This window comes from Flavobacterium artemisiae, assembly GCF_042678225.1.
GTDB classification, from domain to species: domain Bacteria; phylum Bacteroidota; class Bacteroidia; order Flavobacteriales; family Flavobacteriaceae; genus Flavobacterium; species Flavobacterium artemisiae.
The window spans coordinates 128,857-151,479 of the sequence record NZ_JBHUDZ010000007.1 but is presented as its reverse complement, the minus strand read 5'-3'; the positions used below and the strand labels follow the sequence as shown (position 1 = coordinate 151,479).

The following is a 22,623-nucleotide window of genomic DNA, read 5'->3' as shown; positions in this document are numbered from 1 at the left end:
TGCACCTTTGTAACTCTGCACCTTTTTCCTTACCTTTGCACCAAATTAATTAAAAAGACATTCATGTTAACAGTCAATAATTTATCAGTTCAATTTGGTAAAAGAGTTTTATTTGATGAAGTAAATACAACTTTCACTCACGGAAACATCTACGGAGTTATTGGAGCCAATGGTGCTGGAAAATCTACATTCCTAAAAATCATTTCAGGCGATATGGATCCGACTTCTGGTCATATCCATTTAGAGCCAGGAAAACGTATGTCGGTTTTAAACCAGAACCACAACATGTTCGATGAGCATACTGTTTTGGAAACCGTTTTAATGGGAAATAAAGTTTTGTACGCTGTTAAAAAAGAAATGGATGAACTTTATTTAGATTATAATGATGCCAATGCAGACAGAATTGGAGAATTGCAAGTGCAGTTTGAAGAAATGAACGGATGGAATGCCGATTCTGATGCCGCTTCAATGTTATCTAACTTAGGAATCACAGAAGCAGATCACTATACTTTAATGGGTGATATGGAAGGAAAAATGAAAGTACGTGTGCTTTTGGCGCAGGCACTTTTCGGAAATCCTGATGTATTGATTATGGATGAGCCTACCAACGATTTGGATTTCGAGACAATCGCTTGGTTAGAAAACTTCTTAGCAAATTACGAAAACACTGTAATCGTTGTATCTCACGACCGTCACTTTTTAGATGCGGTTTGTACACATATTTCTGATATTGATTTCGGAAAAATCAATCACTACTCAGGAAACTATACTTTCTGGTACGAGTCTAGTCAATTAGCGGCAAAACAACGTGCACAGCAAAACAAAAAAGCAGAAGAGAAGAAACAAGAGCTTGAAGAATTTATTCGTCGTTTTAGTGCAAACGTAGCGAAATCGAAACAAGCAACTTCTCGTAAAAAAATGATTTCGAAATTAAATATTTCTGAAATTAAACCTTCAAGCCGTCGTTATCCTGCGATTATTTTCGATCAGGATCGTGAGGCTGGAGATCAAATTTTAAACGTAGAAAACTTATCTGCATCTGTAGATGGAGAGGTTTTGTTTAAAGATATTAACTTGAATATGGCAAAAGGCGATAAAATCGTTCTTTTCTCTAAAGATTCTCGTGCAACAACCGCTTTCTACGAAATTTTAAACAATGAACAAAAAGCAGATTCTGGAAACTTTGATTGGGGAATTACAACAAACCAAGCCTATTTGCCAGCTGAAAACCACGATTATTTCGAAAATGATTTAAGCTTAGTTGACTGGTTGCGTCAGTATGCTAAAACAGAAGAAGAGCGTGATGAGGTATTTATTAGAGGTTTCTTAGGGAAAATGATTTTCTCTGGAGAAGAAGCTTTAAAAACTTCTAGAGTTTTATCTGGAGGAGAAAAAGTACGTTGTATGTTGTCTAGAATGATGATGGAGCGTGCTAACGTTTTAATGTTGGATGAGCCGACAAACCACTTAGATTTGGAGTCTATTACAGCTTTCAACAACTCGTTAAAAAACTTTAAAGGTTCTGTGATTTTTACAACGCATGACCACGAGTTTGCACAAACTGTTGGTAACCGAATTGTTGAATTAACACCAAACGGAGTTATCGACCGTTACATGACATTTGACGAATATCTTGATGACGAAAAGATTCAGGAACAAAGAAAGAAGATGTACAATCTTTAATTTTTAAATTCCAATAAAAAAAATCCCAAATTCCAGTTAAATATAATTTGGGATTTTTTTTATGATTATTTCTTTCCAAGAAATTTACTGATAAGAAAAAAGATAACGGCTACGATAAAAATTACCAGAAAGATTCCAAAACCCATTCCGGCTTTAAAAATGTCCCCAATTACCTCACAGCTTGTAAATGAAAATAGTATTACAAATACCATTAACAATCGTAGTATTTTATTTTGCATGACTCTAGTATTTTAAAAGTTCATGAATAAAATTACTTCAAGAAAAGGCAAAACGTGTTATAGAATTTTTTGGAAATGTTTTAGGATTTAGATTATCTAGAAATTTATAAAATTTAAAAGGAGCAAGGTCGTGATTTACTAAAAAATGAATCGTTCCTGTGGAATTTATTCAATGTTGTTTTTCGTAACCAAATCCGTTAGTGTTTTTAAATATTCTTTATCGGTTAAATATCCTTTCAGTTTTAAATCTATTTTTTTTAAATCAGGATTATAAATGACTTCTATCTTTTCCCCATGTAAAAAGTGATACCAGTTAGAAGCCAATATTAAATTATCTTGCTCTTTTGATAACATTTTATAATCTGTATTTTCGGAGGAATTGTATTTCTCTGAAAGATATTCTGTCTCTGCAATATGTATTTCACATGGTTTAAAATTACACATTGCGGATTCTGATGCAAAAAGAACTTTCTTTTTTCCTGATGTTACAGTATCAGTTTCAAATGCCGAAACGAGTAAACATAAATCTTTATTCGTTTTGTTTTTGAATATTACAACTCCCTTTCGCGGATTATTTTTAGCTTCTAGGATAAAATCTGCACAGCAACATCCTTGACTTAATTCATAGATTTCATTTTCTTTAAATTTGGTTATAAAGTCATAACTTTCATCAGCATAAGTAACTTTGTATGTGTCAAAATTATTTTTTTTTATTGGAACATGGAGGACTGAATCATTTTCTTTAAATGTTATTCCGTTAAATTCAAATTTTAAAGGAGCTTCCGTTTCCCTGCCATTTGGGTATATTTTTGTTTTTAATTTGATTGTAGCTGTTTGACCAAAACTGCTTGCGAAGGTTAATAATAGTAAAACTAAAAGCTTTTTCCTCATTCTAAGTTTTTATTAAATTTAATTACAAATCTTTACTGATTTAAACTTGTCCTCTTTTAGGGCGTTCAGGTTTCCAAGGCGGAACGACAACTTCTTTCTCGAAATTTATAAATGTTTTATTTCGTTTCAATTCTACATAAACAATATAAGATTGCGGGCCTGTATGTACGGTGTCGATTTTCATTACAAAATCACCGTTCAAAGATTTTTCTTTAGAAGATAATGTTATGCTATAAACGTTTTTGCTTTTCTTCTTAATTTTAAAATGAGCATCTAAATCGCTATCCGATGTTGAAATGCTCATAGAATTTCCCCAATTGCTAATTATAGTCTGATTAGCCAGATCAAAATTGTTTAAGATATTGTCACCAAGAATGTCTTTCCCGTCCAATATTATCTTAGTTGATTTCCAACTTCCTTCAAGATTGATACGATTAGAATCTTGAACAATAAAAATAACACAAACCCCCAAAAAGAAGAGTAAAGCAATTATTTTCATTGTCCAGTTTTTCTTTTTAACTGGTTGTATCTCTTGAGTAAATTTGCGTCTGAGATTCTTTTTTGCCATTTGTTTATCTAATTGTCTTAATTTCTAAAAATACAATTCCAGCTATAACAGCAATTTCTCCTAAAAAGTAAACAATACCCAATGTTGAAATACTTTCATAATTGTAAATTATAATACAAAATATCAAGGTACAATAAAGAATATTAGCCGTGCAGATTATTTTTAAAAACGCTTTCCACTTTTGTTGAACAAAAAAATAACAACTGATTGAATAAATGAAAAAAGTGAATGCAATACTTGAAAGGTGTTCGAAAATGTCTTTAGATAAACCAAAAAACGCATTGAAACGTCTAAGGATAAAATAGAGCATAATAGTAGTAAGCAAAGCTCCAAAACTGTCTAGTAGAAATATATTTTTGGGTTTAGCTATAAATTTTTGACTGCTTTCTTTCATCCGTTTTATTGGCTTTTACAAAAAATCAACAAGTTGTATCAATAACTTTTTTAGTCCTAATTACGATTCACTCGGGTGTCTGTTTTTATGATATATTGTGCTGATGAGATTTATTTTTACGTGTAAAATTCATTCGTTATTCTCCAATAGTTCCTGTTTTTACATCACCCGCACGTTTATAACTTACAGCAATTACACCGCTTGGTGTAGCAGTACTTTCAACTAAAGTAAACCCTGCCGGAGTTGCCGTATCATCAAACAATTTTTTTCCTTTTCCTAAAATTATCGGATAAATTAGAAGGGCAAGTTCATCAACCAAATCATGTTGAAGCAAAAGCTGCACAAGTGTGGCGCTTCCCCAAACTTTTATGTCGCCGCCGTCGGTATTTTTGAGTTTTTTGATTTCATCTACAGAAGATAGAAATTCTGAGTTTTCCCAATCAGAGTTTTTTCTGGTGGAGGACAAAACGTATTTGGTAACTTCATTAATTCCCGGCCAGCCTTCTGCGTGTTTTGGCCAATAGTCTTCGAAAATATCAAATGTTTTTCTGCCTAAAAGAATATCGGCAGGTTTCATCTGTTCCTGCATGACATTGCCATATTCTTCATCTCCAAAAGGCGCGACCCAGCCTCCATATTCAAAACCGCCCGAAGTATCTTCGTCGGGGCCACCAGGTGCCTGCATTACGCCATCAATGGTAATCATGGTTATAACAATTAGTTTTCTCATGATATTTGGTGTTTTTAAATTCAATTTAAAATTAATTAAAAAAATAGAGAAACGCGTTATTGAATTTTTATGTAAATGTTTAGGGTTTGGAGATAAATACCAGAGAAAAAGAGAGCCATCGGCTCGGCTAATTATTGTAGGGCCGGATTTTAATCCGGTCTAAAATAACGAAGAGAGGTTTTAGAACCATAAGTTCGATCTATTTTATGCATTTATAATTGAATCGTTGCTATGGAACTCTATTTCCTATTGTTCATTTTGTAGCAACGGATTGAAATCCGTTGCTACAAAATGATTCATTCCTACGGAATTTTTAAGAATTAAATTTTACAATTTTTAAATGAAAGACTAAACCAAATCTATTCCCTGTATATCAGATAAAAGATGCTTTGTTTTTAGAAAAAATGCGTAATTCTTCAATTCTTCTCTTTTTGCTTTGTCCTCAAGCATAAACTTTTGATTGATTGTGCTTTCAGTTGTTTTTATTGTGATTTCATTATTTGCACCATCACCCAATCCTCTACCAGCTTTCCTTGTGTTGTATGCTTTGAAATGTACTTTCTCTATATCATCTATATTTATAAGAAGGTTGTCTATTGTAATGCTTGTTTCGGTTAGAATGATTTTACCAGTTATATATCTTAGATCATTAATCTGCCAGTTAAAAAAGACATACATGTTAATAAAAAAACTCATCAATCCAATAATAATCAACGTAAGGATCGAAAGTTTAAAAAAAGCATTAACATGAATATTGTTTTCCGATAAAATCAACAAAATCAAGAGACTAAAGAAGAGGCTGGTTGATAATGCATCTAAAACTATTGGAATTGTTTTTCGTTTGCCATGCATCATTAATTCAACTGATATTTTAGAATTAGAAGAATTCATTTTTGTTTGTTGATTTGAGGAAAGTTTAGATTTAAAAAGACAAACATAATGGAATATAAAAATATTTCCAACCCCAACACCCCAACAAATAAAATATGATTCCGTATATTTGCCCAACCAAACATTACACTTAATTATGAGTCAAAAAGTATTACTTAATTCAAAAGAAGTTACTATCATACTGCATCGTTTGGCTTGTCAGTTGATCGAAAAACATCTTGATTTTTCAGATACTATTCTAGTCGGAATTCAGCCAAGAGGTGTTTATTTAGCTGAACGTTTAAAACAGATTTTAGAAGGCGAATACCAAACTCCAGAAATTACTTTAGGATATTTAGATATCACTTTTTTTAGAGATGATTTCCGAAGAACAGAGAAACCGCTTGAAGCCAATAGAACCCAAATCAATTTTATCGTAGAAAACAAAAAAGTCATTTTTATAGATGATGTATTGTTTACCGGAAGAAGCATTCGTTCGGCATTAACGGCTATTCAGTCTTTTGGTCGTCCTTCAGAAATCGAATTATTAGTTTTAATTGACAGACGTTTCAGCCGTCATTTGCCAATTCAGCCCGATTATCGTGGTCGTCAGGTAGATGCGATCAATGGCGAAAGAGTTATTGTGAGCTGGAAAGAGAATGAAGGAGAAGATGTTGTTCATTTAGTTACCAATTAAATTGAATTATTAAAAATTGAAAATACAATCATGACAGAAAACGAAGCGTTTATTTATGAATCAATTTTTAATCAGGTAAGAATGGGGTTTCTTTCTATTGATGAGATTAAAGAGAACATCATAGAAGAAATTGAAGATAATGAGTTCGAAGATGAAATTTCTGAAGCTTGGGCTTTTGAAAAAATTGACGAAGAATATCAAAAGTTACTTCAAGAAAGTAAACAATGGAAAAGCCCGACAGATACTGAAAAGCTTATAAAAGCGTTTGATGAATTATGTGAGCAGAACATCATTGCGCTTCACAATGCCGGATATACCACAAGTGATGGTGAATATGAAGTAGTTGAGGTGGAAAGAGAACTTCGAGAAAACGAAGTCGAATCTGATGGTTATTGTTTTTATCACGAACAAGATTTAGCCAGAGCTGTAATTTTAGATCATCCGAGTTTGTATATCGCTTTTCAAAAAGTAGATAATTCTGATCCAGAAATAACAATAGCAGTTGGTAATAAAGTAGCAGAGGTGCTTAAAAACAACGGACTTGAAGTGAACTGGAATGGATCGGCCAAAACAAAAATAGAACTTCTGAATTTCAGATGGCAGCATTTGTACGATGAAGACGGAAGAGATTTGCAGGATTACAGCGAAGTTGTAGACAGAATGATCCAATAAGAGAAGCAAACTCTTAAAAATAGAGGGAACGCGATAAATTTCGCTTTCAGAATTTGACCAAATAATATTAAAGAAACAGAAATGAAAGAATTAAGCGTAAATCATTTATTAGGAATAAAATACATCAATGAGAATGATATTAACCTGATTTTTGAAACGGCAGATCATTTTAAAGAAGTCATTAACAGGCCCATTAAAAAAGTTCCTTCATTACGAGATATTACTATTGCCAATATTTTCTTCGAAAACAGTACCAGAACCAAACTCTCTTTCGAATTAGCGCAGAAACGTTTATCTGCTGATGTAATCAGTTTTTCTGCGGCTCAATCTTCGGTTAAAAAAGGAGAAACCTTGATTGATACTGTAAATAATATCCTTTCCATGAAAGTTGACATGGTTGTAATGCGCCACTCCAATCCCGGAGCGGCTTATTTTTTATCCAAAAATGTCAAAGCAAGTATTGTAAACGCGGGAGACGGAGCCCACGAGCATCCAACTCAGGCATTGCTAGATAGTTATTCTATCAGAGAAAAACTCGGTGATGTTGCTGGAAAAAAGGTCGTTATCGTTGGAGATATTTTACATTCAAGAGTAGCGCTTTCTAATATTTACGCTTTACAGATGCAGGGCGCAGAAGTAAAAGTATGCGGGCCAAAAACGTTGATTCCGAGATATATTGAATCTTTGGGAGTTACGGTCGAGCCAAATCTTCGTAAAGCTTTAGAATGGTGTGATGTTGCGAATATGCTTCGTGTGCAAAATGAGCGTATGGACGTGAATTTCTTCCCATCAACAAGAGAATATGCACAGCAATACGGAGTTGATAAAGCGCTTTTGGATTCATTAGATAAAGAAATCGTAATCATGCACCCAGGACCAATCAATAGAGGAGTAGAGATTACTTCTGAAGTTGCCGATTCTAAACAATCTGTAATTTTAAATCAGGTAGAAAATGGTGTAGCAATTAGAATGGCGGTGATTTATCTTTTAGCATCTAAGATTCAATAGTTTTTGTTTCAGGTTTCAGGTTTTCCGAACGAACTTAAAAAAAACTTGAAACCTGAAACTTGAAACAACTAACAAAAAAATCTTCGTACCTTAGCTCTCAGAAACTCAATTTTTATATAAGCCCCACAAATTTAAAAAATGAAAGTAGATCAAAAAGGACATACCGTTACGATAAAAGATACACAAGGTGATTTTAATGACTTTGTAGAAAAAGTAACGCAGCAATTTAAAACCTTTGAAAAACATAATGTTATAATCGATTTGTCTGCAGACAAAAATGTATCTGAAAATGACTTAAAAGCTTTTCTGCCTTTGGTTAAAATCCAGAAAAAAGCAAAAAAATCGTTTGTAATTGTGGCTTCAGATCTTGATTTTAACTCCGTTTCTGATAAATTAACTGTTGTACCTTCGCTTTTGGAAGCACACGATATTATCGAAATGGAAGAAATAGAAAGAGACCTCGGTTTTTAAATTTTAGATTTTAGATTGTTGATTTTAGATTTTAGTTCAGCATGCAATCTGAAATCTAAAATCGGAACTCTAAAATTTAAAAATAAAATGCAATTAACAATACTTGGCTGTTACGCAGCAACTCCCAGAACGCTTACCAACCCAACTTCTCAGGTTTTAGAAATGAGAAATCGATTATTTTTAATTGATTGTGGAGAAGGAACTCAGGTACAGCTTCGAAAAAATAAAATTAAGTTTTCAAAAATCAATCACGTTTTTATTTCGCATCTTCATGGCGATCACTTATACGGATTGATTGGAACGATTTCGACTTTCTCTCTTTTAGGAAGAACCACAGATTTACATATTTACGGACCAAAAGGAATTAAAGAACTAATTCTGCTTCAATTGAAATTGACAGAATCTTGGACTACTTATTCGTTGTTTTTTCATGAATTGGAATCTAAGGAAAGCGAAGTGATTTTTGAAGATCAAAAAGTGATTGTGAGGACAATTCCGCTGGATCATCGTGTTTACACCAACGGCTATTTGTTTCAGGAAAAACCAGCAGAAAGAAAACTAAATATTGAAGCAGCTGAAGAATATGGTATCCATGTGGCTTATTATCAAAAAATAAAAAACGGCAGCGACATCACGCTTGACGACGGCAGGGTTATCGAAAACGAAAAATTGACTTTTGATCCGATTCAGCCTATGAGCTATGCTTTTTGTTCGGATACGGCTTATAATGAGTCTGTCTTGCCAATTATAAAAGATGTTGATGTTTTGTACCATGAATCTACTTTTTTGGATTCTGAAGCAGCTTTGGCTCGAAAAACATTACATTCAACAGCAAAAGAGGCTGCAACGATAGCTTTGAAAGCCAATGCCAAACATTTAATATTAGGACATTATTCTACTCGTTATGACGGAATTGAGCCTTTTAAAACAGAAGCAGCGGAAGTTTTTCCAAATGTACTTTTAGGAGATGACGGGCTTTCGTTTGAGTTTTAGTCAAAGGTTCAAAGTTACAAAGGTTCAAAGTTACAAAGGGTTTAAGATTTGAGTAATCTAAAATCTAAAATCAACAATCTAAATTTAAAATCATGAACGATTTAAGCAATTATAGAAGATCTTACGAGAAAAGTGAATTATTGGAAACTAATATTCCAGAAGATCCAATTAATCTTTTTAACAGATGGTTTCATGAAATGGAAGCCTTTGAAGGAAGCGGAGAAGTGAATGCTATGACGGTTTCGACAATTGGTTTAGATGGTTTTCCGAAATCACGTGTAGTTTTATTGAAGAAATTCTCAGAAGAAGGATTTATCTTTTATACCAATTATCATTCTGAAAAAGGAAAAGCAATAGAGCAGAACCCAAATGTTTGTTTGTCTTTTTTCTGGCAGGAAATGGAGCGTCAGGTTATTATTAAAGGAATTGCTCAGAAAACTTCTGAAATCATTTCGGAAAATTATTTTGATTCACGCCCAGAAGGAAGCAAGTTAGGCGCAGTGGTTTCGAATCAAAGTCAAGTAATTCCGTCACGAAATTTCTTAGAAGAAAACTTAAAAAATCTGGAGAAAGAGTTCGAAGGAAAATCAATTCCTCGTCCTGAATTTTGGGGCGGTTATATTGTAACACCGCTGCAAGTAGAATTTTGGCAGGGGAGACCAAATAGACTTCATGATAGAATTCGTTATACGAGTCAGTCAGATTTTTCTTGGAAGATAGAAAGATTATCTTCATAAAGTATTTTTACGTAGGAAAATTACCTGTAAAATATAAAATATAATGTAGTTCATCGATTATTTTTGCACTTTAACGGTAAAATGAATACGTTTGAAACAGAAATTCGAACGATATTTATTCAAAAATAAATTTAAAGGATTTGCCCCAACATTTACTTTAAACCGCTAAAATGCTGTTGATTATGAAAAAGATTATGCGCACCATGTTGTTCATTGCGATGCTAATCGCAATGAACTCATGTTCTGCTGACACTGCCGAGGCTAGCGAGAATGGCGCTGTTACTACTGAGGCACTTGTTGTAAATTATACTTACAATGATACTGAGCTGGAAACGATGAGATTGATAAATGAATACCGTGTGAGTATTGGTTTAAATGCGTTACAGCGAATTAACCACATTTCTTATAAATGCGAAGAGCATAACAAATACATGATTGCTAATGTTGTGGTAAATCATAATGATTTTACGGCAAGATCTGCAAATATTACAGCTGTTTTAGGAGCTATTAAAGTTGGTGAGAACGTTGCCTACAACTATAAAACTCCTGAAGCTGCTTTAAAAGCTTGGTTAGAAAGTCCTGGACACAAGGCAAACATTGAAGGAGATTATACGCATTTCGGTTTGGCTGTGACAACAGATGCCGCTGGAAAAAAATATTATACTAATATTTTTGCGAAAATATAAAGATTTATTGAACAGGTTGGTTTTTTAGAGGTCGTTGCAATTCTTTGAGCTGCAACGGCTTTTTATTTTAAAAAAGCTGCCCTGAAACAGACAGCTTTTTAATGTTAGATTGTTTAAAATGACTATTATAGTGCAGTAATAATAAACTCGCTTCGACGGTTTTCTTGATGTTCGGCTTCGGTACACGGAACATCGTCAGAGCATTTGTTTACTAATTGTGTTTCGCCGTAACCTTTTCCAGTTAAGCGGTTCGGAGCCACTCCATTTTTAATTAACCATTGAATAGTTGATTTTGCTCTTCGATCAGATAAGGCTTCATTGTATTTGAATGAGGCACGGCTGTCGGTATGAGAACGAATGTCTAGTTTCATGGTTGGATAATCAGTTAGAACCACTAATATTTTTTCTAAATCTAAAGCGGCTTCACTTCTAATATTAGATTTATCCAGATCAAAATAAATCATTTTAATTCCGAAACATTTTCCTAAGTCATCTCCAACGGTTACTTTGCAGCTTGATTTTTCTAAAGCAATTGGAAGCGTGGTTTTTCCTGTCGTCGAAGCAATTGTTACGGCTATTTCTTTTGTGCTGTATTCTGGTTTTTCGGCTCTTACATTATATGATTTTCCGCATTCAACTGGGAGTGTGTAAACTCCTGAATCATTTGTGATCACTGAATTTTTTGGTGTCATTTGATTGTCAAATAAAGTCACTTTTGTATCGGGCAGAATAACGCCAGTTGTCGCATCTGTAACAACGCCTGAAAGTTCTTGAATGCATTTTAGTCTTTTGGTTTCTAAAAATTTATAAATGTCATCCGAACCCTGACCGCCGTCTTTGTTAGAACTAAAATAGCCTTTTCTTGAAGCCGTATCAATGATATAAGCAAAATCATCTTTTGGTGAATTGACATCGGCGCCTATGTTTTGGATATTGCTGATAGCACCGTCATTTTCAATGTTTCCGACAAAAACATCCAGTCCCCCAAGCCCTGGATGTCCGTCAGAAGAGAAATAAATTTCATTTTCATTCGTTACATACGGGAATGTTTCTTTTCCTTCTGTATTAATAGTATTTCCTAAATTTACGGGTGTGCCATAACTTCCGTCAGCATTAATACTTACTTTGTACAGATCCGACTGACCAGCTGTTCCCGGCATGTCAGAAGCAAAGTATAAAGTTTTCTCGTCTGGACTAAGTGCTGGATGTGCAGCACTGTAGTTATCGCTGTTGAATGGAAGAGCAGTAATTTTTGTCCATTTATTATTTTCTAAACGAGCGCTGTAAATTTTAATCAGTGTAATTTTTTCTTCATTTTTTCCTTTTTTTCCGTCGAGATAATTGTTTCTGGCAAAGTAAACTGTTTGTCCGTCTTTTGTAAAAACAGGTGATGCTTCATGAAATTTGGTGTTAATTGCCGATTTGAATTTATTTACTTTAGAAGAACTTCCAGTTTCGGAATCAATTGCAGCATCATAAATATTTGTAAAATGTTCTCCTGTCCAAGTGTGTCTGCGCTGCGAAAAATTTCCTGTATCTCTTGCCGACGCAAAATAGATTTTGTTGTTATAAACAAATGATCCGTAATCAGAATATTTGCTGTTTATGCCAGCATCTTCTATTTTATACCGCCCTGAATTGGCTTTAATTTGATCGAGATAATTACTTTCATTTTTATAAAGTTTTGCCCGTGTGTCATTTTTAGACTTGTTGTTAAACTCTTCTAGAAATCTATTGGCTTTATCTAAATTACCTGTTGATTTTAAAGCTTGGGCATAACGATAATAATATTCTGGTTCTACATTAGAATTCATGGCAAATAATTCATCGTACCATTTTGCAGCTCCTTGAAAATCAGAATTAAAATAATAAGCATTTCCGAGCTTTTTAAACATATCTTCAGATTTATAGCCTTTGGCTGCAACCTTTTCGTACGTCTTTATAGCATCTACATAAGCGTAGCTGTTGTATTTCTTGTCGGCAGCGTTGATTTTTGACTGCTGGGCATAACTGTTAAATGAAAAAACGTTCACAATTATCAGACAAAGTAGAATATAGTTTTTCATGATGTTTTTTTTTAAAAGAAACGAGGAGTTGTCATTTTACTATTTCTTCTGAAGAATTCGTAACGAAGGAATATCTCATGAGATCCAGAATTATAATTATTTAGATTAGTGGTTTCGCGATCGTACCCATAACCTAAATAAAGTCCGTCTGTGATTTGAAAACCAGCTATTGCACTGACAGAAGCACTCCATCTGTATGCAGCTCCGATTACAAATCTGTCGTAAAACATAAAGTTGGCCGAAACATCTACTTGAAGCGGCGCTCCTTCAACCATTTTAGTTAAGACTGCAGGTTTAAATTTTATGTATTCGTATTTGTCCAAATTAAATACATATCCTGCCATTAAATAATAGTTGATTTTTTCTTTGTAAATGACAACATCATTATCATTATACTCATTAGTCTCTATAAAATTAGGAACTGATAAGCCAATATAGGCCTTGCTTGAATGCCAGTAAACACCAGCTCCGACATTTGGTGAGAATTTATTATTAAAGTCTTGAAATTGAGGATCTCCTTGATCCGACGGGTTTAATTTGTTAATATCTAAATTGAAAATATTACCAGTACCTTTTATACCAAAAGAAAGTTTAAAATCTGCTGAAGTCTGAATCGTATACGATAAATCTACAGAGATATTATTTTGGTTTGTTGGTCCGATTTTATCATTGACTAACGAAACGCCAACTCCAACATTGCTGTTATTTATTGGTGTGTTAACAGAAAAGCTGCTCGTTTCAGGTGCTCCATCCAATCCGACCCATTGCGTTCTATAAAGTCCGAAAATACTCAAGGCTCCACGAGAACCTGCATAAGCAGGATTTATATTAATTGTGTTATACATGTACTGGGTATACTGAGCGTCCTGCTGTGCCTGCCCCGTAATTGTAACTAACAGAATGACGAAAAAAAATAATTTTGCTCTCATAGTAGATATTTATTATTTTAATTATTACTATTGATTTTTTTAATCGAATTAATCCAAAAAAGTCAATGCATTCTCCTATCAAAAGTAAGAATTTTTTTTGGTAAAAAATTATGTAATACGCTGTAATATAAAAAGTTACAGTGTATTTTGAGTTCTTATTTAGAGAGATAAAGGTATCCGTCTAACTTATTATTTTGAATAACATTATTACCATCCAATGATTTGTAATTTATAATGTAGAAATAAGTACCAGTTGGCAGACCGTCTGACTGTTTAATGGTGGTACGGCCTCTAGAAGTACCATCAAATGCATTTGTTGTATTATTGTAGTCAGTTGTTTCAAATACTAATATTCCCCAACGATTGTATATTTCAACTGTATTTCCTGGATAGCAGGTTAATTCGTCAATATTGTCAATTTTGAAAAAATCATTTATTCCATCTCCATTAGGAGAAAAAGCATTGTGGACTAATACATTTCCGCAGGCAAGAACCACACAGTCATCATTTATTTCCATGTTCAGTACAACACTTCGAGGACAGTTTTGATCGATAATTTGATATTCAAATGAATAGTTTCCTAACGTTAAACCAAAAGCATTTAAAATAGTACCTTGTAAAGCATTAGAAGAATTAGTATCGATCCATGTTCCATTTGTTGGTGTATTTTCTGGAAGAAGACTAGATAAATTAATCAAAGTAGAATCATCATTACATGCTTCGCTACTTATCGTTGTAATTCCATTTGGAACTACAGTAATAGTAATGACCGCTGTATCACAATTTGCAGTATTTAGTTTATCACAGATTCTATAATTATAGGTGTAAGTTCCAGCTGGTGTCAGACTCAATACTCGAACATTTCCACTGGCATCGATAGTAATGTTTGGATCTGTTTTAGAATTATTATTTTCAGTTATCAGGCTGAAGTCTACTAACTCTAAAGTGGCAGGAACCTGTCCTTTAAAATCATTGCTTAAAACATTACCAACCAAACCAAAAGTATTACATCCGATATTGTTATAATTATCATCATTGGCAATAATTGGTGCTGTAACAATTATGGTTACAAGAGCTGTGTCGCAGTTTCCAAAATCAGCTTTTTCACAAATTTGATAAGTCAAAGTATAAGTTCCGGCCGGAGTGTTCGGAGCAACATCAACTGTTCCGTTTGGATTTAATGTTAAAGCTCCGGTAGGATCAGCAGTTACAATTGTTACTGTGACATCGTTCAGATTAGTGGCACTATTATTTAATGTATCGTTATTCAAAACATTAATAACATTTACAACTCCCGGAGTTCCGATTACAGGTCCTGCATTATCATCATTCGCTACAATCGCAAATGTTGGTCTTGCGGTACAATAAGGATCTGCCGGAGGATAATTTACAGTAATAGTCTGACTTGGGTTAAGACTTATAGTCAAGTTTGCTGTTGGACGAAGACCTTCGAAACCGTCTGGAGCTTGAATCCATTTATTGTTTTCAAATACCCATCCTGGCCAGTCAATTCCTTTTCCGTTTCCATCTACAACTGCTCCAGGCCAAAGTACACGACCACTTAGCGGAAGATCGTTCATTGTAGTAATAACAGTATTAGAACCATTTGCCCAAGAAATTGATACACCATTTGCAGGTGTGAAATTTAGAGGTGTTACTACATAATCTAAATAAGGAACATCGTTTACACAAATTGGAGTGGCTGTAACTGTCATGACAGGAGCTTCAATAGTAATTGTTACCGTTGCAGTATCACAATTGTCTGTTTGATCAGCTTCGCAGATTTGATAAACCAGAGTCAAAGTTCCAACAGGAGCATTTGGCAGAATATCTATAGATCCGTCGGCATTTAATTGTAAAAACTCATTTGGAGTTACTGTAGTTATAATTACATCTGATGCTTTTACGACAACACCTTCAAGTGTATCATTTGGCAGTACATTTAAAATATTTGTTGTTGTTTGATTTACACCAGCAAATGGTCCTGCATTGTCATCATTTGCAACAATATCTTTGTAATCTTTACAGCTTACACCAAAGTCAATGTCTAAATGAACTAAATCTTCTGGAGTAACTTTTACAATATAACCGCTTTCAGTAGTGGTTTTACATACAGTGTGCAATTGTGCTTTGCCAGTTTTGCCAGTAGTTTTTTTATCTGTTACAGAAGGAAGGACTTTTACCAATCCTGTTGCTCCTAAAGTTGCAGCAACAGAATCAAAATTAGCATCTCGAACTAGTTTTACGGTATAATCTCCAAATGGATTTTGACTGTTTGGTCTGTCTCTCCAGAATCCTTCAACCCCAATGATTACTTCTTCATGGTAGCCATTCGGACCATCAATAATAACATTTGCACTCAAGGCATTTCCAAAACCGCCGGCATTTAATTCTCCAACATTTTGTGGTCCGCTGTAGCTGTTATCTCCGTTAAGGTCAATCCATTCCCATTGAGTATAATCAATAGCAACGTTTCCGTCTGGAATATTTTTGGTTACAATTCCATCGTTGTTGGCATCGTACCATTCATCCTGAACACCATTACTGTTCGTGTCATACCAAACATAGTCTCCTAATACGGGTAATGTTGATGCACCATAAGGGAAGTCGTGTGTTTGAAATTTACAATCTTCTAAAGTGGTAAAAAACAAACTAGAATCTACAGGGTACAATTGATGAGCGCTATTTAAGTTTGCATCTTGAACCTGTACAAGATAACTTCCAGCCGGCATTCCTGTAAAACTATAAATTCCGTCGGCACCTGTAATGCGCATAAGTATTGGTCCAGTAGTAGTTCCCTGCGGAATCAAAGTAACAGGCACATTCGCAATAGGAGAATTGGTATCTGCATTTATAATTTGTCCAGAAATTTTAATAGTGTAAGCTGGCTGTGTAATGATAACAGTAGCAGTTGCTGTACAAACTTGGTTTTCGCCATTTACAGGAGCAGTTGCAGTTAAAGTATAAGTTCCAGCAGGTAAATTGGTATTTCCAACTACTTGATTGTTTTCATTTCTAATAACAACCGTTGCACCAGCAGAGCTGGTTACTTCAATTTTACCATCTTGACCTCCAAAACAGCTAACATGCGTAAGAGTACCGCTTACAGTTACTTTGTTTTCGATTGTAAAAGTCTGAACTAATTCTGTTTTGTTTCCAGCACAATCAGTTAGAGTGTATGTTCTGGTCAAAATATACGCACTTCCGTCACATCCATTTGCTCCATTATTAGTGTCCGTTATAGTAATAGTAACATTTGGACTGCAGTTGTCAGCCGCATCTTTAATATCAGCAGGGCTTCCAATAGGAATCAAATCTATACTTGACAAATTCGTTACGTTTGTTGGAGCGGTTCCTGTTGGTGCAGTTGTATCTCTTACTGTAATAATTTGAGTATACGAAGCTGTGCTGCCGGTGCAATCACTAGTTTTCCAAACACGTGTTAATGTATAATTAGAGTTACATTCATTTTGAATATCTGATTTTGTTTCAGTTAAAACAATTGGGAGATCACCACTACAATTGTCCGATGCCTGCATTTCTGCTGGTTCAGGAACAGCGTCGCAAGAAACTGTGATATCCAAAGGCAGATTACCTGTAAACATTGGAGCAGTTGTATCCTGAATTGTAATTACCTGAGTGAAAGTTTCAGAAGTATTGCCACAACCGTCTTTTACAGTCCAAGTGTTGGTGTAAATTCCTGCGTTAGAACATCCTTCAGAAGCAACGAACTGTCCGCTTACTTTTGTAATGTTGGTTACATCAGTATCGCATAAATCAGAAGCAGTAGGGAATAAATTTTGTGCTTCCGCTAAAGCTGATTGATCGCTGCATTCAATAGTTTTGTTTAATGTTCCCGCTTGCGTTATCCAAGTTGGCGCCGTTGTATCTTGAATTGTAATTACCTGCGTGAAAGTTTCAGAAGTATTGCCACAATCGTCTTTTACAGTCCAGGTGTTGGTGTAAGTTCCTGCGTTAGAACATCCTTCAGAAGCAACAAATTGTCCGCTTGTTTTAATAATGTTTGTTACATCATTATCACAAGCATCTGAAGCAGTAGGGAATAAATTTTGTGCTTCCGCTAAAGCTGATTGATCGCTGCATTCAATAGTTTTGTTTAAAATTCCCGCTTGTGTTATCCAAGTTGGTGCAGTTGTATCCTGAATTGTAATTACCTGAGTAAAAGTTTCAGAAGTATTGCCGCAACCGTCTTTTACAGTCCAAGTGTTGGTGTAAGTTCCAGCGTTAGAACATCCTTCAGACGCAACGAATTGTCCGCTTACTTTTGTAATGTTTGTTACATCATTATCACAAGCATCTGAAGCAGTAGGGAATAAATTTTGTGCTTCCGCTAAAGCTGATTGATCGCTGCATTCAATAGTTTTGTTTAAAGTCCCTGCTTGTGTTACCCAAGTTGGCGCAGTTGTATCTTGAATTGTAATTACCTGCGTGAAAGTTTCAGAAGTATTGCCGCAATCATCTTTTACAGTCCAAGTGTTAGTGTAAGTTCCTGCATTTCCACATTCACTAGAAGCAACAAATTGTCCCCTTACTTTTGCAATATTAGTTAAATCAATGTCACAAGCACCAGAAGCAGTTGGGAACAGAGCTTGTGCAGAAGCAAGAGCTTGTTGATCACTGCATTCGATCGTTTTGTTCAAAGAATTAGCTTCAGTTATCCAAGTTGGAATACTAGTATCTTGAATCGTAATTACCTGTGTGAAGACTGTTGAAGTGTTATTACAGATATCTTTTGCAGTCCAGGTATTAGTATAAGTTCCAGAATTTGCGCAGTTTCCTACAGAAAAAGTCCCGCTTACTTTAGTGTAAGTTACAGTTCCTCCGCAGTTATCTGTGGCAGTCGGCGCTTGGTTTTGCGCAGCAGTTAATCCTGAAGTATCACTGCATTGCAAAGTCACATTCAATGCATTTGCAGCAGTTGTCCAAGTCGGCGCTGTGTTATCTTCAATTGTGATTATCTGAGTAAAAACAGTTGAAGTATTATTGCAGATATCTTTTGCAGTCCAGGTATTGGTATAAGTTCCTGAATTTGTACAAGAACCAGCAGAAAAAACTCCGCTTACTTTAGTATAGGTTACAGTTCCTCCGCAGTTATCAGAAGCAGTCGGCGCTTGGTTTTGCGCAGCAGTTAATCCCGCTGTATCACTGCACTGCAAAGTTACATTCAATGAATTTGCTGCAGTTGTCCAAGTCGGAGCTGTGTTATCTTGAATTGTAATTACCTGCGTGAAAACAGTTGAGGTATTATTGCAGATATCTTTTGCAGTCCAAGTGTTGGTATATGTTCCTGAATTTGCGCAGTTTCCTGCCGAAAAAGCCCCGCTTACTTTAGTATAAGTTACAGTTCCTCCGCAGTTATCTGTTGCACTCGGCGCTTGGTTTTGCGCAGCAGTTAATCCCGCTGTGTCACTGCACTGCAAAGTCACATTCAATGCATTTACAGCAGTTGTCCAAGTCGGCGCAGTGTTGTCTTGAATTGTAATTACCTGAGTGAAGACTGTTGAAGTATTATTACAGATATCTTTTGCAGTCCAAGTATTGGTATAAGTTCCCGAATTAGCACAAGTTCCTGCTGAAAAACTTCCTGAGGTTTTAGTATAAGTTACAGTTCCGCCGCAGTTATCCGCTGCAGTCGGCGCTTGGTTTTGCGCAGCAGTTAATCCTGAAGTATCACTGCATTGCAAAGTTACATTTAATGAATTTGCAGCAGTTGTCCAAATCGGCGCTGTGTTGTCTTGAATCGTAATTACCTGCGTGAAGACTGTTGAAGTATTATTACAGATATCTTTTGCAGTCCAGGTATTCGTATAAGTTCCCGAATTAGCACAAGTTCCTGCTGAAAAACTTCCTGAAGTTTTAGTATAAGTTACAGTTCCGCCGCAGTTATCTGAAGCAGTCGGAGCTTGGTTTTGCGCAGCAGTTAATCCTGAAGTATCACTGCATTGCAAAGTCACATTCAATGAATTTGCTGCAGTTGTCCAAGTCGGCGCAGTGTTGTCTTGAATTGTAATTACCTGAGTGAAGACTGTTGAAGTATTATTACAGATATCTTTTGCAGTCCAGGTATTGGTATAAGTTCCAGAGTTGACACAACTTCCTGCCGAAAAAGCACCGCTTACTTTAGTGTAAGTTACAGTTCCACCGCAGTTATCTGCAGCTGTCGGAGCTTGGTTTTGCGCAGCAGTTAATCCTGAAGTATCACTGCATTGCAAAGTCACATTCAATGCATTTGCAGCAGTTGTCCAAGTAGGTGCTGTGTTATCTTGAATTGTAATTACCTGTGTGAAGACTGTTGAAGTATTATTACAGATATCTTTTGCAGTCCAGGTATTGGTATAAGTTCCAGAGTTGACACAACTTCCTGCCGAAAAAGCACCGCTTACTTTAGTGTAAGTTACAGTTCCACCGCAGTTATCTGCAGCTGTCGGAGCTTGGTTTTGCGCAGCAGTTAATCCTGAAGTATCACTGCATTGCAAAGTCACATTCAATGCATTTGCAGCAGTTGTCCAAGTAGGTGCTGTGTTATCTTGAATTGTAATTACCTGTGTGAAGACTGTTGAAGTATTATTGCAGATATCTTTTGCAGTCCAGGTATTGGTATAAGTTCCCGAATTAGCACAAGTTCCTGCCGAAAAAGCACCGCTTACTTTAGTGTAAGTTACAGTTCCGCCGCAGTTATCTGCAGCAGTCGGCGCTTGGTTTTGCGCTGCAGTTAATCCTGAAGTATCACTGCATTGCAAAGTTACATTTAATGAATTTGCAGCAGTTGTCCAAATCGGCGCTGTGTTGTCTTGAATCGTAATTACCTGAGTGAAAACTGTTGAGGTATTGTTGCAGATATCCTTTGCAGTCCAGCTATTGGTATAAGTTCCCGAATTAGCACAAGAACCAGCAGAAAAACTTCCTGAGATTTTAGTGTAAGTTACAGTTCCTCCGCAGTTATCAGATGCGGCAGGTGCTTGGTTTTGCGCAGCAGTTAATCCTGAAGTATCACTGCATTGCAAAGTCACATTCAATGCATTTGCAGCAGTTGTCCAAGTCGGCGCTGTGTTGTCTTGAATTGTAATTACCTGAGTGAAAACTGTTGAGGTATTGTTGCAGATATCCTTTGCAGTCCAGGTATTGGTATAAGTTCCCGAATTAGCACAAGAACCAGTAGAAAAAGCTCCGCTTACTTTAGTATAAGTTACAGTTCCGCCGCAGTTATCTGTTGCAGTCGGCGCTTGGTTTTGCGTAGCAGTTAATCCTGAAGTATCACTGCATTGCAAAGTCACATTCAATGCATTTGCAGCAGTTGTCCAAGTCGGCGCTGTAATATCTTGAATGTTAATCGTCTGTAGTGCAGTAACATTTCCGCAGCTTGTAGTAACTTTAAAAGTTCGGGTAACTACAGTTGGGCATGTTCCTGTCGAAGTATCAGAATAAGATATTGTATAACTTCCAATTGAACCGTTGTTTGATAATGATCCTCCCGCACTATTTAATTGAGCAAGCGTTATATTAGTACTGGCTGCGCTATACGGAAGCCCAGTTATTGCTGCAGTACTGCAACCAGAAATAGTTGCGTTTGAAGGAGCTGCTAAAGCTGCTGCTGGACTTATAGAAACAGTAGAGTCTGCCGAAGTTAATTCGCAATTTGTTACGCCATTTTTTACCTTCACTTTATAAACACCGCTTGCAGTTACTGTAAGAGTGGCAGAAGTCTGACCTGTAATTACAGCATTATCTTTATACCAAACATAACTTGGAGAAGCTGCATTTGTAGTAGCTGTCAAAGTAGTAGAACCGCAAGCTGTTAAAACTCCTGTAATTACTGGCGAACACGGAACAAAATAACTCGGACTCGTTATTGTTTTTGAATCATTACCACAAGTTGAATTCTGATAATTCAGTGTCGATGTGCTGACCGTTTGGTTGCCGCAAGCACTTCCTGTTGGAGTCAGCTGATAATTTAGTGTGATTGTTTCTGTATTTAAAAAATCAGTATTCCAAGTGATTACTTGTCCAGATAGAGAAGCAGTTCCCTTGCTTGTTGTAATGGCGCTGATCGTAAAACCAGGAATAATCGTTTCTTTCGCGACCAAATTTTGACCAACCCACGAAATCTGAGTCGCAATCTGATTGTAAATTGCAGTTAAATTGGCACCGCTTTGTGTAATATAAGCCGCACTTCCCTGAATATTATCTAAAGTATATTTTGCAATATTCTGATCGCTGTTGTTGGTATTTATATTACCGCTGATACCTCCAAACAACCCCACAGAGAAAACCTGATTGTTATAAACAATACTAGATTTGGTAGTAGTTTTGGCATTCGTAGCCGCATTTATGGCATCAGTAACGCATTGCGATGTTTTACTTACATTGCAATTTGTATTTCCATTAGTTCCAGTAACGTTAGCAATTCCATCAGTAAGCAAAATTATGGCTCTTGCAGTACTGCAGTCGAAACGGCCGTTGGTTTCCAATTCAGTTTCAGATCGTACAATTCCCGCATAAATATTTGTTGAATTAGTAGCCTGTAATGCATTAATCTGGTTCGTTATCTGAGTTACACCTGCAGCATTTAAATACGTCAAACCAATTTTTAAGCTGGCAGTTGTGCTGTATGCCACAATCGCAATTCGGTTTTGAGGATTTGCTTTTGCCTGATTCAAAAAAGCCAGAGCAGCATCTTTAGCATAATCCATTGAGGTTTTAAAATCTCCCGAAATTGTATTACCCATACTTCCAGAAATATCGATTGCCAGAATTACATCCGAATTTCTTGTAATTGGGTTTGCACCTGTAATATCCACTTTTACATTCACAATGCCGCAATTACTTGCATTTGCCGTTACCGTTTTGTTAGTAGTTATAGTTTGTGCAAATCCGATTGATGTGGAAAGAAATAATACAACGAATTGTATTTGTTTTGTATCTCGTAAAAAATTGTTTAAAAAAAGTAATAGTTTTTCCATTTTAAATC

Annotated in this window: 17 protein-coding genes; 8 read left to right on the top strand and 9 right to left on the bottom strand. The window is 35.7% G+C overall.

Annotated elements, in window-relative coordinates; genetic code table 11:
- Positions 1 to 63 precede the first annotated feature (63 nt).
- Positions 64 to 1,683 (top strand): ABC-F family ATP-binding cassette domain-containing protein, encoded by a 1,620-nt coding sequence (locus ACFSC2_RS05900; RefSeq protein ID WP_379816482.1) that lies wholly within the window; start codon positions 64 to 66, stop codon positions 1,681 to 1,683.
- Positions 1,684 to 1,748: 65 nt separating this feature from the next.
- Here the strand turns inward: ACFSC2_RS05900 and ACFSC2_RS05895 are convergent, their stop codons facing one another.
- The 6 genes from ACFSC2_RS05895 to ACFSC2_RS05870 all read right to left on the bottom strand — a co-directional run bounded on the left by ACFSC2_RS05895 (position 1,749) and on the right by ACFSC2_RS05870 (position 5,396).
- The gene (locus tag ACFSC2_RS05895; protein ID WP_379818589.1) at positions 1,749 to 1,922 is read right to left on the bottom strand and encodes a hypothetical protein; all 174 of its coding nucleotides are present in this window, start codon (positions 1,920 to 1,922) and stop codon (positions 1,749 to 1,751) included.
- Between the two features lie 165 nt (positions 1,923 to 2,087).
- The gene (locus tag ACFSC2_RS05890; protein WP_379816481.1) at positions 2,088 to 2,813 is read right to left on the bottom strand and encodes a hypothetical protein; all 726 of its coding nucleotides are present in this window, start codon (positions 2,811 to 2,813) and stop codon (positions 2,088 to 2,090) included.
- A 40-nt stretch (positions 2,814 to 2,853) separates the two neighbouring features.
- A complete protein-coding gene (locus tag ACFSC2_RS05885; RefSeq protein WP_379818587.1) occupies positions 2,854 to 3,312 on the bottom strand; it encodes a hypothetical protein in 459 nt (152 codons plus the stop codon).
- 73 nt (positions 3,313 to 3,385) lie between these two features.
- Positions 3,386 to 3,775 carry a hypothetical protein gene (locus tag ACFSC2_RS05880; protein ID WP_379816479.1) on the bottom strand — a complete coding sequence of 130 codons (390 nt, stop codon included), beginning with the start codon at positions 3,773 to 3,775 and terminating at the stop codon, positions 3,386 to 3,388.
- Between the two features lie 136 nt (positions 3,776 to 3,911).
- Complete coding sequence (locus ACFSC2_RS05875) at positions 3,912 to 4,505, bottom strand: dihydrofolate reductase family protein (RefSeq protein ID WP_379816478.1); 594 nt, start codon at positions 4,503 to 4,505, stop codon at positions 3,912 to 3,914.
- Between the two features lie 348 nt (positions 4,506 to 4,853).
- Positions 4,854 to 5,396 (bottom strand): hypothetical protein, encoded by a 543-nt coding sequence (locus ACFSC2_RS05870; protein WP_379816477.1) that lies wholly within the window; start codon positions 5,394 to 5,396, stop codon positions 4,854 to 4,856.
- A gap of 136 nt (positions 5,397 to 5,532) precedes the next feature.
- On the opposite strand from ACFSC2_RS05870, the gene pyrR reads away from it, so the two are divergent.
- The 7 genes from pyrR (at position 5,533) to ACFSC2_RS05835 (ending at position 10,639) form a co-directional block, all read left to right on the top strand.
- A complete protein-coding gene (gene pyrR / locus ACFSC2_RS05865; RefSeq protein ID WP_379816476.1) occupies positions 5,533 to 6,072 on the top strand; it encodes a bifunctional pyr operon transcriptional regulator/uracil phosphoribosyltransferase PyrR in 540 nt (179 codons plus the stop codon).
- 30 nt (positions 6,073 to 6,102) lie between these two features.
- Complete coding sequence (locus tag ACFSC2_RS05860) at positions 6,103 to 6,744, top strand: DUF6891 domain-containing protein (protein WP_379816474.1); 642 nt, start codon at positions 6,103 to 6,105, stop codon at positions 6,742 to 6,744.
- A gap of 81 nt (positions 6,745 to 6,825) precedes the next feature.
- Positions 6,826 to 7,752: an aspartate carbamoyltransferase catalytic subunit gene (locus tag ACFSC2_RS05855; protein ID WP_379816473.1), complete on the top strand. Its 927-nt coding sequence runs from the start codon at positions 6,826 to 6,828 to the stop codon at positions 7,750 to 7,752.
- Positions 7,753 to 7,890: 138 nt separating this feature from the next.
- A complete protein-coding gene (locus tag ACFSC2_RS05850; RefSeq protein ID WP_379816472.1) occupies positions 7,891 to 8,223 on the top strand; it encodes a ribonuclease Z in 333 nt (110 codons plus the stop codon).
- An 87-nt stretch (positions 8,224 to 8,310) separates the two neighbouring features.
- Positions 8,311 to 9,216 carry a ribonuclease Z gene (locus tag ACFSC2_RS05845; RefSeq protein ID WP_379816471.1) on the top strand — a complete coding sequence of 302 codons (906 nt, stop codon included), beginning with the start codon at positions 8,311 to 8,313 and terminating at the stop codon, positions 9,214 to 9,216.
- A 92-nt stretch (positions 9,217 to 9,308) separates the two neighbouring features.
- Positions 9,309 to 9,953 (top strand): pyridoxamine 5'-phosphate oxidase, encoded by a 645-nt coding sequence (gene pdxH, locus ACFSC2_RS05840; protein ID WP_379816470.1) that lies wholly within the window; start codon positions 9,309 to 9,311, stop codon positions 9,951 to 9,953.
- 182 nt (positions 9,954 to 10,135) lie between these two features.
- Positions 10,136 to 10,639: a CAP domain-containing protein gene (locus ACFSC2_RS05835; RefSeq protein ID WP_379816469.1), complete on the top strand. Its 504-nt coding sequence runs from the start codon at positions 10,136 to 10,138 to the stop codon at positions 10,637 to 10,639.
- A 125-nt stretch (positions 10,640 to 10,764) separates the two neighbouring features.
- On the opposite strand, the gene ACFSC2_RS05830 is transcribed toward ACFSC2_RS05835, so the two are convergent.
- From ACFSC2_RS05830 to ACFSC2_RS05820, 3 genes are all read right to left on the bottom strand, one after another.
- Positions 10,765 to 12,705, bottom strand: a complete 1,941-nt coding sequence (locus tag ACFSC2_RS05830) for an OmpA family protein (protein WP_379816468.1) — start codon at positions 12,703 to 12,705, stop codon at positions 10,765 to 10,767.
- Between the two features lie 11 nt (positions 12,706 to 12,716).
- Positions 12,717 to 13,634 carry a PorP/SprF family type IX secretion system membrane protein gene (locus ACFSC2_RS05825; RefSeq protein WP_379816467.1) on the bottom strand — a complete coding sequence of 306 codons (918 nt, stop codon included), beginning with the start codon at positions 13,632 to 13,634 and terminating at the stop codon, positions 12,717 to 12,719.
- Positions 13,635 to 13,789: 155 nt separating this feature from the next.
- On the bottom strand, positions 13,790 to 22,615 hold the full coding sequence (locus tag ACFSC2_RS05820) for an HYR-like domain-containing protein (protein ID WP_379818585.1): 8,826 nt from the start codon (positions 22,613 to 22,615) through the stop codon (positions 13,790 to 13,792).
- Positions 22,616 to 22,623 lie beyond the last annotated feature (8 nt).